Source organism: Candidatus Binatota bacterium, assembly GCA_012960245.1.
Classification (GTDB): Bacteria; Desulfobacterota; Binatia; order UBA1149; family UBA1149; genus UBA1149.
This window is the reverse complement of the sequence record DUBO01000012.1, coordinates 115,443-132,770: the sequence shown is the minus strand read 5'-3', so window position 1 is coordinate 132,770 and position 17,328 is coordinate 115,443. Positions and strand designations below refer to the sequence as shown.

Sequence of the window (17,328 nt, the reverse complement as noted above, 5' to 3'; positions counted from 1 at the left end):
GCAGCCACCGTGCCTACCCCAGCCCCACCATGAAACTCAGTAACTCGATGATACCAAACACCATCGGTCCAAGAATTATACTCAGAGTACCAGTAGCGAGCAGCCCGAACACGACCAGGAAACCGAAGGGCTCCAGCCTTGCCAGGGCCGTAGCCGGGCCAGCCGGTAGCAGGCCTACTGCCACTCGGCCACCATCCAACGGTGGTATCGGGAGAAGGTTGAACACTCCCAGCACGACGTTTATCAGCATGCTGCGCTGGGCCATGATCGCCAGCGGCCTCGCCATGGCAAAAGATTGGTCGTCGAGCGCGAACCCGTAGTCGGCGCGTCCGACAAGGACACCCAGCAGCACCGCGCTAAGAGCGGCGAGGGCAAAGTTCATGGCCGGGCCGGCGGCGGCAACGTAGACCATGTCTCGGGCGGGGTTGCGCAGGCGCTGCCAGGAAATCGGCACCGGCTTGGCGTAGCCGAACAAAAACGGAGAACCAATCGCGAACAACATTGCCGGCATGAGCACCGTACCCACCGGGTCAATATGGGCCAGGGGGTTGAGGGTCAGCCTGCCCATGCGGGAGGCTGTATCGTCCCCGTACTTAAGCGCGACCCGGCCATGGGCGTACTCGTGGCACACCACTGAAAAAAGGACCGGAAGCACCCACAGGGCGGCGTCTGCAACATCAAAGTTCATCCGCTAAAGAAGGGGCTATAATGGCCCAACGAGGGGCGGTTACAAGCCACGCTCGTGGCGTTTACCCGACCTGGGGTGATGTTTTTCATGAACCTCTCTCAATCGACGGCCGGCCACGTGGGTGTATATCTGGGTGGTAGAGAGGTCGGCGTGGCCCAACATCATCTGCACAGACCTCAGGTCGGCCCCGCCCTCGAGCAGGTGGGTCGCGAAACTGTGGCGCAACAGGTGGGGCCGCACCGCCGCCACTCCGGCGCGCAAGGCCACGGCCTTGAGACGTTTCCACAAGGCCTGGCGGCTGACCGAACCACTCTTGCGTCCGGGAAAAATATAGCGCGAATCGCCGGCGACAGTGAGATAGCGCTGCAGCGCCCGCACTGCTTCCGATCCCATAGGTACCGACCGCTGCTTGGCTCCCTTGCCGGTCACGGTCACTACGCCCCGCGAAAGGTCGACGCCCGCCTTCTGCAGCCCGGCCAGTTCCGAAACCCGCAGACCACAGCCATAGGCGAGCTCGAGCATAACCCGGTCACGCAGCGAGGCGGGGTCGTCCCCCTCGGTCTCAGCCAGCAATCGGTTTACATCCGCCACGCTCAAGGGTCGGGGCAGGATCGACGTTTTCTTCGCCGGCGAAAGATCACGGATGGGGTTGCACTCGATCCAGCCCTCGGCCGACAGGTAAGCAAACAAGCCGCGCAAGGCCGACAGGGCCCGGTTGCGGGACGATGCTGAGCTGCCCCTCCTCGACATGATCTCGAGGTGGGCCACCGTGTCTTCACGGCTGATACCGGCCGCGTCCCTCGTGGCGCCGTCGCTCAGGCCTGACAGGAAAGCCCGCAGGTCGCGCGAGTAGGCTTCCACCGTGTTTATCGCCAGCCCCTTCTCGGCGGCCAGGTGATCCACGTACACATCCACCGCCGTACCCAGCGCAATCGGGCCCGACCGCCGGATGGGCTCGCGGGCTTGCACAGGAGACGGAGGTCGGGTTCTCACGACGCTCTCCTCTCTTTGCCCGGCCGCCCCTGCCGCTGGTCAACAGCCCCTCCCTCGGCGGCCACCAGTACCGCCGAGCGTAGAGACTCGAGACGGCCCTCGTCGAGAATCTTTCGACCGTCGATATCGGTCACGTAAAAAACATCACGGGCCTGCAAAGCGTAGTTGGACACGCGCGCCAGGTGGACGGTCAGACCCAGCTGCTGGAAGGTCCTCGCCAGACGGTATAGCAGGCCGAACCGGTCGGTGGCATACACGTCGATGACCGTGTGGTCTCTTGAAACGTCGTTGTCCAGTTCAACCCGCTCAATGGCGCGCCCACCCGCCGAGCTGGACAGAACGGGCCGCTTCAACCCGGCGGCAACGATCTCACCCACATCGGCCTGCTCCTTGAGCACCGAATCAAGGTCGTCGCGAACTTGTTTCCAGGTGACTGGATCCATAGGAGTGGGCAACAATTTTTCTTGGACTTCGTAGGCAGGGTCGGCTTCGGGTTCTTCGTGGTCGAGTTGAAAGGCGTCGAGCGCTATTCCTTCCGTTGACGTCGCTATGCGCGCGCCGACCACGCTCAGGCCCGCGGCAGAAAGCACACCGGTAATGCTCGCAAACAACCCCGGGCGGTCGGGGGTACATACTGTAAACTCGGTGAGCTCTCGTTCCGGAAAGTGCACCACCCCGGACCGAAAAGACGCCCCGCCCTTCTGCTCGTACATCAGCCAGTGATCGTAGATCGTCTCCTCGGGGGTAGAGATCAGGTAGGACTGGGGCATGGTCGAGAGAAAATGTTCAATACTCTCGCGCTCGGGGCCAGGCACCGCCCTCGCAGCCACCCGTTGGCAGCTGCGCTCAACACGCGCCTCGGCGTCGTTCTCAGACGCCAGCCCCTTGTCCATCACGTCCACCGCCCGCATGTACAGTTCGGCAAGCAGGTTGTCTTTCCAGCTCGTCCAGACCTTTGGCCCCACGGCCTTCATGTCGGCAAATGTCACCAGGTAAAGGTCGCGCAGGAGTTTTCTCGAGCCCACCTGGGCCACGAACTCGGCCACGAGGTCGGGATCTCCCACGTCACGGTGCTGGGCGAGGTCTGACATCAACAAGTGATTCCTCACGAGGAACTGCAGCGTAGCCGACTGGTCCTGGTCGAGGCCCAGCCGCTCGGCAATGCCAACCACCATCTTCGCTCCGCGTTCGTCGTGGTCCGAACCGTAGCCCTTGCCGGCGTCGTGGAACATCATCGCGAGGTAGAGAATCGACGGGTCATCGCAGGATCTCATCGCACCGGTCAACAAGGGGCTGAGTTCTTCGTACTCCCCGTCGCGCAGCAGTTCTAGTTCGCGGACACCCATCAAGGAGTGCTCGTCTACCGTGTAGACGTGGTAGTAATCACGCTGCACCATGCAGAAGAGGCGGCCGAATTCAGGCAGTAGTTTTCCCAGGACTCCCACCGAGTTCATCTCGGCCAGCGTGTCATAGACCCCTCCTTCCCAGTGCAACACATCGAGAAACGCACCAAAAGCCCCGGGCGGGGGACCGGCATCGCCGACCAGCTGCTCTAGCCTGCGCCTGACAGCCATCCTGCCGGACGAAGACAACGTAACGCCCTTGCGCTGAGCAATGTGAAACACCCGCACGAGGTTGAGGGGGTCTGCGTCGAGTATCGATTCCTCCAGGACCAGGCGATCACCCGACACCGTCACCCCGCGTTCGACTCGCCTGCGAACCAGGCGCTCGACCAGCCCCGGTTTTTCGTCCACGGCCGTCGTGCGGTCAATTATGTCGTCAGTGGTGCGCGCTATCAGCGCCGCGTGCCCGTAGTAGTCTCGCATGAAGAGGTCGGCGGCGCTGTTGTTGTCGTCACCTTCGAAGCCAAAGCGTTCGGCCACCTGCTCCTGCAGATCAAAGCCCATTTTGTCCTGCTTGTGTCCCGACAGGAAGTGCAGGCTGTGGCGCACCCGGAGCAGAAACTCACGCCCGGCAAGGAGGCCTTCAAGTTCATCCGCCGATAGTATCCCCCGCTCTTCCATGTCCTCAAAGGACAATACGCCCCTCAGCGTACGGGTGATCCACAGCAGGGTGTGAAGATCGCGACAGCCCCCGCGGCCCTCCTTGATATCGGGCTCGAGCATGAACACCGACCCGCCCGTGCGCGCGTGGCGGGCCTCGTTCTCCCTTCGCTTGGCCTCGATGAAGGGGCCAACGTCGCGCTGGGTCAGAACGTCCTGCACCACCTCGGTAAACTGGGCGCCAAGCTCGGTACTGCCACTCACAAAGCGGCCGTCCAGCAAAGCGGTACGTATAGTCAGGTCACCCGCGGCCAGGCGCACACATTCACCGCAGTTTCGCACCGCGTGCCCGACCTGCAGGCCGGCATCCCACATGGAATACAGCAGGGTCTCGGTGACGGTCTCAACGTAGGCATCGACACGGTTGCCGTACAGAACCAACAGGTCCACGTCCGAGCCAGGACACATCTCGCTGCGCCCATACCCGCCCTGGGCAATAACCGCGCAGCTGCGGGTACCACGACCGTAACGTCGAGCGTAGCGGGCTGTGGCCGCTTCAAAAAGAAAGCGCGCAAGGTTGTCGATGGCGGTGGCGTAGCGTGTCGCGGTATCAACACCGGACGCACCGCCCCAGTGATCAACTTCAAGCTCCTCTCGCACCGCGTGGACATAGTTCCTGGCTATATCCGAGAGTTTTTCCTTCACCGCCAATGGCGAAGGCAGAAGCGTGGTGCGTCCGGGAGAAGCGGATGTCTCGTTTGAATTATCCGGCACGACTTATGGTCGGATGCTAGCGCAGACTGGCAACCCTTTCATCAGACAGGTACTCCCGCAGGCCATCGTAGATGCCCTCCGCTAACATCTGCCTGTACACCGCAGCACCCAGGCGCGGTCCTTCGGTCTTGTGAGAAAGGAACCCGACCTCGATCAGAGCGCAGGGCATGAAAACACCGTCGAGTACCAGAAACGGCCCCTTCTTCACGCCCAGGGAGTGAATGGTACCGTAGTGGCGACCGAGATTGCGCAACACACTCGACTGCAATGCACCCGCGAGAACCACCGACTCGGCTTCCTTTCCGGTCTGAACGAGATCGGACAGGATGTACTTCAGGTCTGTATCCGCCCCCGAGACATCGTCTTTTATCAACTGCCCCACGCCGTTTTCTGCCTTCGCGAGCCTCAGGATAGCCCGGTTGTTAGAGTTGTCGAGCGTGTAAGTCTCCACCCCGTGCAGCCCCTTGGTGGTGCTGGAATTCGCATGTATCGAGACAAAAAGGTCAGCCTTGCGACCGTTGGCAAAGTCCTTTCGCCCCTCCAGTGATACAAACCGGTCGCTACTCCTGGTGAGTGTCACCTCGGCCAGGCCGTTACGAACGAGCAGGTCCCTGACCCGACGCGAGATGTCGAGGGTAACTTCCTTCTCCCGCATGCCAAAGCTTCCGAGAGCACCCGGGTCGCGACCGCCGTGGCCGGGGTCCAGCACGATATGAACCTTGCGCTTACTCGCGACCAGCTTCGGCGTATTGCTGATCAGCGGCACTGGGTTCTTGACTACCGCCGGCTTCTCTACTGCCACCGGTTTCTTTACGATCGCAGGTTTCTTTATCGCCAACGGTTTCCGGGTCGCAGCTGCGACAGAACGTTGGACGGCTGGAGCTGGAGACCCCCCTCCGGGTTCTGTCTGCAGGTCGATGTACACCCGTGCGGGCGAACCAGCGGCCGAGCGCAAGGAGCCCACCGTAACCTTGACAGGCATCTTTAAATCAATGACCACGCGAGCGGTGTCATCGCTGAACTGGGCGGCCCGTATCCGGCTCACCCGCGCATCGGCCGATACGCGCGAAGTGTCTATGGCGTTGCCGTTGGAGACCTCCTTGAGGTCAATGTAGACCCTGAACGGCCAGCGTCCCTTGCTGTCGGGGCGCAGCGTGGCGTAGGTAAAATCAACCGAGGCGCTGAGGTCTATGACCACCCGTGTAGAGTCTGCGGTCGAGGCCGAACGCACCCGTTCAACGCCCGCCGCTGCCGCCGCCGCAGTCCACACCGCCACCAGCCCGCCCGCCAGGACCAATGCGAGTACCCTGCCCTTACCCCTCATCAACACAGCCTCCAGCACCCAAGCCGTCCATTATTCCCTGTTTCGGTACCCTCGGACAAGCCCCGCGAGTATTTTCAGTGCCTCCAGCGGACTTATCGTGTCGGTGTCAAGATCGGAAAGTTCGCGTAGTAACTCATCATTCTCACCCGTTACGGCTGCCGCGGGGGCCTGCGTAAACAATCCCAGCTGCCCGTTCTGCAAGCCCGCCAGCGGCCCCTCGCCGGTTTCAAAACCGTCGAGAATTTCGCGGGCCCGGTCGGTGACTTCCACCGGCAGCCCGGCCAGCCTTCCAACCTCGATGCCATAACTACCACTCGCCGCCCCCGCGACGATGCGATAAAGGAACACCACCTTGCCCTTGTGCCTGCGCACGGCGACAGAGTGGTTGGCCACCGCGTCGTGTTTTCCCGCGAGGGCAGCCAGCTCGTGGTAGTGAGTAGCAAACAGCGTCTTGACGCCTTTCCTGACCATTGCCTCGGCCACCGCCCAGGCAATGGAGATGCCATCAAAGGTAGAAGTGCCACGGCCAATCTCGTCGAGCACCACCAAGCTGCGGTCGGTCATGTTGTCGAGTATCGCAGCGGTCTCGGTCATCTCGACCATGAAGGTTGACCTACCTCCGCCGAGATCGTCGCTGGCCCCGATCCGCGTAAAAATTCTGTCGACCAAGGGCACCCGTGCCGAAGCGGCCGGGACATAACAACCACAGTGGGCCATGAGAGTCAGCAGGGCCACCTGTCGCAGGTAGGTCGACTTACCCGCCATGTTGGGACCGGTAATAACCATGAGACCAGTCTCGCCGCCGAGCCTGCAATCGTTGGCGACAAACGGTGTCGCACAGGAATTCTCAACCACGGGATGACGGCCTTCCTGGATGCTCAGCTCCCTGCCCAGGTGCAGCTCCGGCCGGCAGTAAGATTTGCGATGGGCGACCTCCGCGAATCCCGCGAGCGCGTCGATAACGGCCACGCTACGGGCGCAGGCCGACAGTCCAGCCAGCGCGTCGTCGAGTTCGTTTAAGAGCTCTTCGAAGAGGTGAGCTTCGAGCCGTTGCGCTCGCTCCTCTGCCCCGAGGACCTCGGCCTCCCGCTCTTTCAACTCCGGGGTGACGTAGCGCTCAGCGTTGGCGAGGGTCTGCTTGCGTTCGTAGTTGCCGGGCACCCTGTCCTGGTTGGCGCGGCTTACCTCCAGGTAGTATCCGAACACCCGGTTGTAGCCCACTTTAAGCCCGTTGATACCCGTGCTTTCGCGCTCACTTTTCTCAAACGCAGCGATCCAGCCTTTGCCGTCCCGGCTCACCGCGCGCAGCCGGTCTACCTCGTCATTGTAACCGTCACGTATGAATCCGCCCGAGTTGGCAGCGGCGGCAACTTCGTCGGACAGCGCACGCCGCAACAACGCCACCGTGCCCGAATGCGAATCCATCCCAGGGAGAACATCCGCGAGGGAGCCGGGTAGCTGTCGGTCGCCGAGCAGGCTGGCGACCTTGGCCACTACCTCGAGCGAGGCCGCCACGCGGAGGAGGTCACGGGGGCCAGCGGTGCGCGAGCCAAGCCGGCCACACAGGCGCTCTAGATCTCCCAGGCCCTTGAGGGTTTCGCGCAAAAGATCACGCAACGCGTAATCCTCGACAAACAATTCCACGCCGTCGAGGCGGTGCCCGATGTCCGCCAGGTTGCCCAGCGGTTGTTCCAACCACCTCGCGGTCAACCTTCTGCCCATGGCGGTGACAGAACCGTCGATCACCTCCAGCAGTGTACCGGCGCGCCCCCCGCCTTCACGTGACCGGGTGAGTTCGAGGTTGCGGCGGGTCGCCACGTCGAGAGCCACGCCGGCCGTAGGGTCGCTATACCTCGCGGGCCGAAGGTGCCCAGTGTGGCCCGCCTGGCTGCGGTCGGCGTAAGCCAGCAGCATCGCCGTAGCCGCCGCCGAGTCCTCGGGAAGCTCGTGAGTGCCGCTTGCAACACTGGGGGCTGCCACGACTTCGGTAATCATGCAGCCCTCTACACCAAAACCGGAAGTGTCCATGACACTGTCGTCTTCTACCAGGATCTCGCTGGGTCCGACGGCAAACAGTGAATCCCTGAGGGGCTCGAGTCCTGACCCCCTGGTCGTCTCGAGTTCACCGGTCGAGAAATCCATCCAGGCCAGCCCCCACGCCGAGGCTTTGCCGTACACCGCTGCCAGGAAATTAGAACTGTCGGCGCCGAGGCTGTCCTCGTCCAGGTTCGTACCCGGGCTGATGACCCTGCGCACCTCTCGTTTTACCGGCCCGGGGCTCGCGCCCGGCAGTTCGACCTGTTCGCACACGGCGACCTTTACTCCCGCTTCCAGCAGCCGAGCGATATAGGGCCGCGCCGAGTGATAGGGTATGCCGCACAACGGGATGGGGTTGGGGTCGTTACGATTGCGCGTGGTCAGGGTGATATCGAGAATAGACGCGGCGCGCTCGGCGTCATCGAAAAACATCTCGTAGAAATCGCCCAGCCGAAAGAACAGAATCGCGTCTTCATGCCCCGCCTTGATCTCAAGGTACTGGCGCATGACGGGAGTGAGTTTCACGTCGTTAGGAAGAGCGGCGGACGACACTCAGAGAATCTTGCGACGGCGGCGCACGTAGTCAACCAACAGGAATTTGCCCAGCTGGCCTGGGGCCATATAAAACGCCCTGCCCCGGTTGGCGGCCGTCATTTTCTCAACAAAAGCGCGTAGTGCCGGGCTGTCGTCGAGCATGAAGGTATTCAGTCGTATACCCCTGGCCGTAACCCGTCCGACCTCCTTCAGGGCCTCCAGGCTGGCCCGCATTTCGTCGCGAACACTGCGCGACGCCCAACCCGACTCTGCGGGTTGCCCCAGTGTAGTCGGAGCGGCCACCCGGGGAGTATATTTATTGTACATTGGTGCTGCAAAGACGCCGCGGACCGGTAGGGGCGGGTATCCCGCGCACCACGGTAATCAGAAGCGAAGCTGTCAGTAAGCCTCTTCGTCGTCGTCTGGATCAAGGTCAGCGCTGCCACGAACACGGGAAACCTGGCCGCCATTGGTGCGAGACGAGACCCGATCCAGCTCCCTCTCAAGCGAACGCACCCTGACCCGCGCGCGCGTGTTTTCGAGCAGCGCGCCCAGCCCCCCGACCAACACGCCGATGAGAATCGAACCCAGGATGACGGCAAAAAGCGGCATGCCCACCGCAGCCCCATCCGGGCGAGGCAAAAACGGCAGAGCAGGCAAGTAGACCACCTGTACCACCTCGGAGTTCGAAGTTGCTATCATCACCGCCGCGAGGAAAAGCACGCTGTAAAAAACTGTCCTGAGTATTTTCACTGGATCTTATTCCTTCAATCAAACACCGGTAGCGAACAACGGCAGCAAGCGTTCGTAGGCCTCGTCTAAATGCTCGGGCAACACCCGGCAATCGGCGAGCATGGGCATGAAGTTGGTGTCGCCTTCCCAGCGCGGTACTACGTGCCAGTGCATGTGGCCATCTATCCCCGCACCGGCCGAGCGGCCGAGGTTGAGGCCCACGTTGAAGCCCTGGGGAGAGTACGCCTTGTCGAGAACTGCAACTGCCTTCTGCAACACCGAGCTGAGGGACGCCGCGGCATCCACCGGAAGTCTCGCGAAGTCGGCTGTGTGCTCGCGCGGCGCCACCATAAGGTGGGCGTTCGCGTAGGGGTAGCGGTTCATTATGACGCTCGCGTGCTCGTCGCTGTACAGTACGAGACTTTCCCTGCGCTCGCCGTCGCCCTCAAGCCGCGGCTTGTCACAGAATATGCAACCGTCCCCGCGCTCGTCCTTCTCGACGTACGCCAGGCGCCAAGGAGCCCAGAGTACTCTCACGCGCGCCCGGTCAGACGGCGGGAAAGCCGGACCCGGAGTCGAGTTCGGCGCCCAGCGACTCAGCCGCCTGCCGTTCACTGCTCAGAGAGCCGTCAACGAAGCCGCAGCCTATGCGCAGCTTAAGTTCTTTACCCACCTTAAAAAACGGCACTTTCTTGGCCGACACCGCGACGATGTCGCCGGTCTTGGGGTTCCGTCCTTCGCGGGCATCGCGGTGACGGACCACAAAACTGCCGAAACCGCGGATTTCTATTCGATCTCCATTACACAAGGCTTCGGTCATGCTCTCAAAAATTGTATTTACGATTATCTCGGCATCCCGCCTGGAATAGGCAGGGTACCTGTTTGCAATCTCTTCGATCAGGTCTCGTTTAGTCATCTACCGTGCACCCCAGGATTATAGATTCGTCAGCCTACCAACGATCCAGTTTCAATTTTCCTCATCACCCGCGTCATTTTCTTCCGTAGTAGTTTGTAGCTCCTCGCCACTGCGGTCACCAGCGCTATCGATAAGTTTTTCTTCGGAGCTTTCCGACGCAATGTCGACTTCCTCGACCGCTGCCGCTTCCGCTGTCACTTCTTCGGCGACTTCTTCGACTGCTGCCGCTTCCGCTGTCACTTCTTCAGCAACTTCTTCGACCGCTGCCGCTTCCGCTGTCACTTCTTCGGCAACTTCTTCGACCGCCGCCGCTTCCGCTGTCACTTCTTCGACCGCCGCTTCCTTTTCACCAGGCTCAGCACTGGCTTCGTCTGCCGGCTCGTCACGTTGGAGCTGCTCGCTCAGCATCGCGCCGAGGTTGAAAGCCGACCCGGTAGACCCCATGTCCACGCCCGACGCAGCCTCCTGCTTCTGCCCGGCACCTTCCTGTACGGCCGATTTCAGGCTCAGCGAAATTTTCTTTTCCTTGCGATCGAGACCAAGCACCTGGGCAGAAACAACCTCGCCCACCTTGATGAACTCTCTCGGGTCTTCGACCCGTTCGGTCGAGAGCTCGGACACGTGCACCATTCCTTCCACGCCTTCCTCTATCTCGACGAAGGCACCAAAGTCGGTGACGTTGGTCACCTTACCCTGCACCGTACAACCCACCGGGTAGCGGTGATCCATGTTGTTCCACGGATCTTCGGACACCTGCTTCAGGCCGAGGGACAAACGTTCGTTGGGCACATCGATCGACAGCACCATGACCTCCACCGATGATCCCTTGTCCACTACCTCCGATGGATGACTGACCCGCTTGGTCCAGTGCATATCGGAAACGTGCACCAGCCCGTCGATACCGTCGGCGACGTTCACAAAGAAACCAAAGTCGGTCACGCTGGTAACAGTACCCGACAACTGGGTCCCCACCGGGTAATCGATCGGCAATTGTTCCCAGGGGTTGGACGTAGCCTGCTTCATACCCAGCGACACCCTGCGGTTGGATTGGTCGATACCGAGAACTACGACTTCAACTTCATCGCTGACCGACACCACCTTCGACGGATGCGTCACCCTCGTGGTCCACGACATTTCGGAAACGTGAACCAGGCCCTCGATGCCTTCTTCGACTTCCACGAAGGCACCGTAGTCGACAATACTCACAACCTTGCCTCGCAGCCGGCTGCCGGGAAATAAGCGATCGGTGATCGTGTCCCAGGGGTCTTCCTGCAACTGCTTCATGCCGAGTGAAACTCGACGCGCCTCGGCGTCAAACTTGAGAACGACAACCTTTATGACGTCGCCCGGCTTTACCCGCTCTGAAGGCGAAGTTATACGGCCGTAAGACATGTCGGTGACGTGGAGCAGGCCGTCGAGGCCACCAACGTCAACAAACGCGCCGTAGTCGGTCACGTTCTTTACGACACCCTCGAGCACGACTCCCTCGTCGAGAACGGCAAGAGTCTTGTCCATCTGGACGTTCCGTTCTTTCTCGAGAAGCACCTTGCGCGAAACGACCACGTTGCCACGCGCGCGATTGAACTTGAGTATGGCGTATTCCTGGGTTTCGCCGACGTAACGGTCCAAGCCACGAGGCGGTCGAATCTCTATATGCGAGCCAGGAAGAAAAGCGGTAACGCCCAGGTCTACCGACAGGCCACCCTTAACCTTGCCGATCACGGTACCCTCGATCGGGGTCTCGCTGTTGAAGGCTTCCTCGATGTTCTTCCAGATGATGGCTTCTTTTGCGCGTCGGAACGAAAGGACCAACCCGCCCCCGGCGCTGCCCGTTGAGACCACCAGCACTTCTATGCTGTCGCCCTCTGCCACGCTGGTTTCCCCCTGCGGCGATCTGAACTCGCCGACCGGAATCATACCTTCGGACTTGTAGCCAACATCTACAGTCACCGTCGCGGTATCGACTGAAACTACGGTTCCGCTGACGATCTCGCCAGTTTCGATACCAACCGCACCTACTGAAGCTTCGAACAGGTCGCTGAAGCTCTCCATTCCCTCCTGTTTACCGTTGTGGTCTCCGGCCTTCTCCTCAAGCATTAAACGACGAACCTCCCATGGCGCACCCGAACGGGTCACACCGAAACAACCAAGTTCATAGCGCCCTTGGGCAACAGTATCAAGGCAAAAGACCTTGCTGTGGAACTACTTGGCGTATTTTTTTCGAGAAAGGACCTCGATGACCACTGCATCGATGACTTCCTGCAAGGATAAACTGGTCGTATCAAGCACCATAGAATCCTCGGCAGGCCGCAGCGGAGCGACCTTTCGACTACGATCGCGATGGTCCCTTTCGGCCATTTCAGCGCCCAGCTTTTCCAGTTTTGCCGCGCCGCTGAGGCCAAGCTCCAGCCCACGCCTGCGGGCCCGTTCATCCTCGTCGGCGTCCAGGAACACCTTCAGGGCTGCCCTCGGAAAAACCACGGTGCCCATGTCCCGTCCTTCTACCACCAGGCCCTCGCCCGTTGCCGCGGCCCGCTGTAGCTCGATAAGCGCCGATCTCACGGCGGGCAATGCCGAGGAACGCGAAGCCGCGTCACTCACCCGCGCGCTGCGCAGCAACGAAGTAACATTCCGATCGTTGAGAAATGTCTGCTCGCCATCGGCGGATTGTGAAATCCTGGCACCTGCCAACAGCGGCTCAACCGCCCGTTCGTCTGAGGGGTCGGCGCCGGCCTCCACGAGCAGGAGAGCCACCGCCCTGTAGAGCGCGCCCGAATCCAGACAGGCAAACCCCAGTTTTTCGGCCACAGCCTTGGCCGTTGTCGACTTGCCAGCCCCGGCCGGACCATCAATGGCCACCACGAAACAATCGCTCATGACGACGAGACCCTTTCGAGCTCTTTGAAAAACCCGGGAAAAGATACGTCCGCCACCCGTGGATCGAGTACCGTGACGGCCTGCTCGGCAGCCAGTGCCGCCACCGCCGCCGACATCGCGATCCTGTGGTCACCGGCTGGATCGACTTCCACGCCACCGCGTATAGTGCCGCCGTAGATATCCATTCCGTCATCGTGCTCGGCTACCTTGATGCCCAGGGCCGACAACATTACACATACCGCGCGCACGCGATCACCTTCCTTGATCCTGAGTTCGGCGGCACCCCTTATGCGGGTCACACCGTCGGCGTGGGCAGCAGCCACCGCCAACACGGGTAGCTCGTCTATCGTGAACGGCACTTCTTCTTCGGCCAGGTCTACGCCCACGAGGCCTGAAGAACGCACCGTCAACGTCCCGTAGCACTCGCCCGCGGATTCCCCCTCCACCACCGCTTCGATGTCAGCGCCCATGCTCCGCAGTACGCGAAGAAAACCTGTGCGCGTAGGGTTCAGGCAGACCCCCTGCAAACGCAGCACGGAGCCCGGCACGAGAACAGCCGCCACTACAAAAAAGGCAGCCGAAGATATATCCCCGCACACCCGCAGGTCGAGGGAAGTCGGCACTCGAGGACCACTGAGCGAGACAGCGTGCTCACCGCCTGGAGGAACAACGAAAGGATCGGCGACCAGCCCCTGACCACCCGAGCCGCCAAAATCCCGCCCGAGGTCGACCCCCATCGCAGCGAGCATGATCTCGCTGTGGTCGCGTGAAAGCGAGGGCTCGGTTACGGTGCTCTCGCCGGTGGCCTGCATCGCCGCAAGCAGTACCGCCGTCTTGACCTGTGCGCTGGCCACCGGAAGTCGGCACGTGGCCGGCACCAGCTGCGTACCGCGTATGACCAACGGCAGGCAACCGTCTGCAGCCGTTAACGACGCACCAAACCCGGCGAGTGGGTCTACGACCCGTCGCATGGGGCGTCGGCTCAGCGAAGCGTCGCCCGTGAGTACGGTCTCGAAGTCCTGCCCCGCCAGCAGTCCGGCCAGCAAGCGGCTGGTGGTACCGGAGTTGCCACAGTCGATCGGTCCAGGGGCTTCGCTGAAGGCCATGGCTCTTCCACGCAGCCTGGCAATGCCGTCCCCTTCACGCTTGACCTCCACGCCGAAGGCGCTCACGGCTCGCAGTGTCGAGGCGAGGTCCTCGGAACCGGGAATACCCTCGACCCGCGATTCGCCCTCGGCCGCAGCGTTGAAAAGTATGGCGCGGTGGGCGATAGACTTATCGCCGGGAGGAATTACCGTCCCGGCGAGCGGGCCGGCGGCGGGGCGCACGACGAGCCCGGCCGACACTTCAGCTCTCTCCTATATTCCGGCGCACCGACCGGGCGCGGGCGGCCACGGCCTCGATCCCTCCGCCGTCGCTTTTTTCGATCGCCGAGCGCAGCTCAGCCCACGAGGCAGAAAACCCGTCCATCGCGTCGAGTACGGACTCCCTGTTGAAATCGAGGATGCCCTGCCACACCGATGGATCGCTGTCGGCAAGCCGGGTGGTGTCGGCAAAACCGTTGCCCACCACCTTCAAGAAAAGCGTCCGCGGTTCGATTCCACTGACACCCGCGGCCAGGGCCCAGGCAACGAGTTGCGGCAGGTGACTCGACGAAGCCACCAGGCGGTCGTGCAGCACCGAATCCATCTCCACGACCCTCGCCCCCGTGGCCTCCCACATCGAGCGGACCAGGCCCAGTGTTTCCGGCGTGGTCGAAGCGGTGGGCGTCAGCACCACGGTCTTTTCCCTGAAGAGATCACAGTCGGCAAACGCTGCGCCCGTCTTTTCGCTTCCCGCCATCGGGTGACCGCCCACGAACAGGGTTGCCAGCTCGCTACTGTTGGCCCTCTCCACTACCGGCACCTTCACGCTACTGACATCGGTCACGACACAACCGGCGGGCATGGCCGCGGCCACGTCGTCCATCAAGCGCAGCACCGTATCCACCGGAGCAGCGAGAACGACCAGGTCTGCTCCGACAAGCGCCGCCTCGAGATCGGTAGAAACCTCGTCCACGAGTTGCTTGTCGAGCGCACGCGACAGGTTGTCTCGACTGCGACCTACTCCGCAGACCCGCCCTACTACTCCAGAGCGCTTCAGGGCACCGGCCAGCGATCCGCCGACCAGCCCCGTGCCTACTACGACACAGCGTTTTGCTATTGTCTTCACCCTTCTGCTTCCTGGCCGCCGAGCAGGTCCTCGAGAACTTCTGCGAAACGCGCGTTCTCAGCGTCGGTGCCCACCGTGACTCTTATCATGTGCGGGTAACCATAGCCTCCCATGGGACGCACGATCACCCCGCCCTTGAGCAGGGCGTCGGTAACGGCGTCGCCGTCACCCACCGCTACCAATACGAAGTTGGCGTGGCTCGGCACGAAGGACAGCCCCAGCCTGTCGAACAAGGCGGAGTAAAAGGCGCGACCCTCATCGACCAGTTCGCGCGAGCGGCGAAGGTGCTCGTCGTCGTCCAGCGCCGCCAGAGCCGCTTCCTGGGCAGGCAGGTTTACGTTGAAGGGCTGCCGCAAACGCTCCATGGCATCGACCAGCGAGGCCTCGCCCACTCCGTAACCAATCCTGAAACCGGCGAGCCCGTAAGCCTTGGAAAAAGTGCGCAGTGCCAGCAAGCCTGGATGCCGGCCCAGGTCCGCGACCGCGTCGGGGAAATCGGGCAGGTCCACGAACTCGCGGTAAGCCTCGTCCACGGCTATGACGACATTGCCTGGTATGGCGGCCAGGAACTTATCCCAGGCGTCACGCCCGAAAACAGTCCCAGTGGGGTTGTTGGGGTTGGCAAGAAAAACCACTCCCGTAGATGGACCCACGGCAGCGGCCAGGGCCTCCAGATCGTGCTCGAAGTTACGCGACGGCACGGCCACCGGTCGGGCGCCCTCCGCGCGGGCCACAAGCTCGTAGATCATGAAGGCGTTTTCGCTGAACACGACCTCGCGACCACCGTCGGCGAACACGCGTACAGCGAGCTCGATGATCTCGTTAGAACCGTTGCCGAACACGAGCTGGTCTTCAGACACGCCCAGGCGCTCGGCCAGCGCTCGCCGCAACAACACAGCCCCACCCTCCGGATACCGGTGCACCCGTTCGAGCGCCGCGGCGGCCGCCTTGAGCGCAGCCGGCGACGCGCCCAGCGCGTTTTCGTTGGACGCAAGCTTGATCGTGCCGCTCAGCCCCATCTCGCGCTCCACTTCTTCAATCGGGCGGCCGGGCTGGTAAGGACTCAGCGTGGCTATTCTTTCAGGTATGGGGGGCTTCACTACACCGGCCCGGGGCTTCTCAGGAGGCCACCGGGTACGAGCCCAGCAGTCTCGTGCTCAAGGCGATTTCCTCTATCTCAGCCAGGGCCGCGGCTACCGCCTGGTCGGCCACGTGGCCCGACACATCGATGAAGAAACTGTACTCCCATGGACGCGAAGGCAGCGGCCTTGATTCAAGCATCGAAAGGTTTACGCCGTGACTGGCGAAGGACTTGAGCAGGCGCTCGAGCACGCCCACCTCGTCCTTGACCAGTACCACCAGCGAGGTGCGGCAGTTTCCCGAGACCTCGGGCCCCGGCGAATCGCCAACCACGAGGAAGCGCGTCACGTTCGAGGGATCGTCCTGCACCGATGCTGCCACCACTTCGAGCGCGTAGGTGTTGGCCGCGAGGCGGCCCGCGATGGCAGCGGTGCCTTCTTCGTCGGCGGCCAGGCGCGCGGCCGCAGCCGTGCTGGCCACCGGTTCGCGGAGCACGGCCGGGTAATGCTCGGCCAGGTAGCGGCGACACTGCGCGAGTCCTTGCGGGTGAGAAACGATTCTTTTTATGTCGTTGCCCGTCGCCGCGGACGCGAGCAGACACTGCTCGACCGGCAGAACCAGTTCGGCCAGGATGTTGAGGCGAGAGTCTGCCAAGCCATCGAGAGTAGGCGTCACTGCCCCCTCGGTGGTGTTTTCTACCGGCACCACGCCGAACTCCGCGCGGCCGTTCTCGACCGACGCGAAGACCTCGCCAAGAGTCACCACGGGTTCGTAACTGGCCGCGCTGCCGAACTGCCGACGCGCAGCCTCGTGCGAGAAAGTTCCTTCCGGCCCCAGGTAAGCCACCGTGGCAGGTTTCTGCAGGTTGCGACAGGCCGATATTATTTCGCGGAACACGTTTTCGACGTCGGCACCGGGCAGGGGCCCCTCGTTGGCCTGCCGCGCGGCGGCCAGCACGGCTTGCTCCCTGGCGGCGTCGAGTACGACGGCACCGTCGCCCTTGGCCTTACCTATGTCGCTCGCCAGGCGCGCGCGCTCGGCCAGCAGTTCAACGATGCGCAGGTCGACATCGCCGATTTTCTGTCTGAGACCATCCAGTTTTGATTGCCTGGCCAAGTTAAAGCTGCTCCCCACCATCTGCGCTTAACGCGTGTGTAGA

15 protein-coding genes are annotated in these 17,328 nt (G+C 62.1%); all 15 read right to left on the bottom strand.

The window, feature by feature from the left end; translation table 11 throughout:
* Positions 1-13: 13 nt before the first annotated feature.
* Positions 14-688 (bottom strand): site-2 protease family protein, encoded by a 675-nt coding sequence (locus tag EYQ35_02020; GenBank protein ID HIF62919.1) that lies wholly within the window; start codon positions 686-688, stop codon positions 14-16.
* A gap of 39 nt (positions 689-727) precedes the next feature.
* Positions 728-1,621 carry a tyrosine recombinase gene (locus EYQ35_02015; protein ID HIF62918.1) on the bottom strand — a complete coding sequence of 298 codons (894 nt, stop codon included), beginning with the start codon at positions 1,619-1,621 and terminating at the stop codon, positions 728-730.
* 56 nt (positions 1,622-1,677) lie between these two features.
* Positions 1,678-4,458 carry a [protein-PII] uridylyltransferase gene (glnD, locus tag EYQ35_02010; GenBank protein ID HIF62917.1) on the bottom strand — a complete coding sequence of 927 codons (2,781 nt, stop codon included), beginning with the start codon at positions 4,456-4,458 and terminating at the stop codon, positions 1,678-1,680.
* A 16-nt stretch (positions 4,459-4,474) separates the two neighbouring features.
* Entirely contained in the window at positions 4,475-5,782 is a 1,308-nt protein-coding gene (locus tag EYQ35_02005; GenBank protein HIF62916.1) for an N-acetylmuramoyl-L-alanine amidase, read from the bottom strand.
* A gap of 30 nt (positions 5,783-5,812) precedes the next feature.
* The gene (mutS, locus tag EYQ35_02000) at positions 5,813-8,344 is read right to left on the bottom strand and encodes a DNA mismatch repair protein MutS (GenBank protein ID HIF62915.1); all 2,532 of its coding nucleotides are present in this window, start codon (positions 8,342-8,344) and stop codon (positions 5,813-5,815) included.
* A gap of 27 nt (positions 8,345-8,371) precedes the next feature.
* Positions 8,372-8,680: a hypothetical protein gene (locus EYQ35_01995; protein HIF62914.1), complete on the bottom strand. Its 309-nt coding sequence runs from the start codon at positions 8,678-8,680 to the stop codon at positions 8,372-8,374.
* A gap of 72 nt (positions 8,681-8,752) precedes the next feature.
* Entirely contained in the window at positions 8,753-9,106 is a 354-nt protein-coding gene (locus EYQ35_01990) for a LapA family protein (protein ID HIF62913.1), read from the bottom strand.
* Positions 9,107-9,124: 18 nt separating this feature from the next.
* Positions 9,125-9,622 (bottom strand): HIT domain-containing protein, encoded by a 498-nt coding sequence (locus EYQ35_01985; GenBank protein ID HIF62912.1) that lies wholly within the window; start codon positions 9,620-9,622, stop codon positions 9,125-9,127.
* A gap of 10 nt (positions 9,623-9,632) precedes the next feature.
* Positions 9,633-10,001, bottom strand: a complete 369-nt coding sequence (locus EYQ35_01980; GenBank protein HIF62911.1) for an integration host factor subunit beta — start codon at positions 9,999-10,001, stop codon at positions 9,633-9,635.
* A gap of 51 nt (positions 10,002-10,052) precedes the next feature.
* A complete protein-coding gene (locus tag EYQ35_01975) occupies positions 10,053-12,098 on the bottom strand; it encodes a 30S ribosomal protein S1 (GenBank protein HIF62910.1) in 2,046 nt (681 codons plus the stop codon).
* A 105-nt stretch (positions 12,099-12,203) separates the two neighbouring features.
* On the bottom strand, positions 12,204-12,878 hold the full coding sequence (locus EYQ35_01970; GenBank protein ID HIF62909.1) for a (d)CMP kinase: 675 nt from the start codon (positions 12,876-12,878) through the stop codon (positions 12,204-12,206).
* Entirely contained in the window at positions 12,875-14,224 is a 1,350-nt protein-coding gene (gene aroA / locus EYQ35_01965) for a 3-phosphoshikimate 1-carboxyvinyltransferase (GenBank protein ID HIF62908.1), read from the bottom strand. Before aroA ends, EYQ35_01970 begins: the two co-directional genes overlap by 4 nt.
* 1 nt (position 14,225) lies before the next feature.
* Positions 14,226-15,089 carry a prephenate dehydrogenase/arogenate dehydrogenase family protein gene (locus tag EYQ35_01960; protein HIF62907.1) on the bottom strand — a complete coding sequence of 288 codons (864 nt, stop codon included), beginning with the start codon at positions 15,087-15,089 and terminating at the stop codon, positions 14,226-14,228.
* Entirely contained in the window at positions 15,086-16,189 is a 1,104-nt protein-coding gene (locus EYQ35_01955) for a histidinol-phosphate transaminase (GenBank protein HIF62906.1), read from the bottom strand. The genes EYQ35_01960 and EYQ35_01955 overlap by 4 nt, the downstream gene beginning before the upstream one ends.
* A gap of 19 nt (positions 16,190-16,208) precedes the next feature.
* Positions 16,209-17,306, bottom strand: coding sequence for a prephenate dehydratase (pheA, locus tag EYQ35_01950; GenBank protein ID HIF62905.1), 1,098 nt, complete (start codon positions 17,304-17,306; stop codon positions 16,209-16,211).
* Between the last annotated feature and the right edge of the window lie 22 nt (positions 17,307-17,328).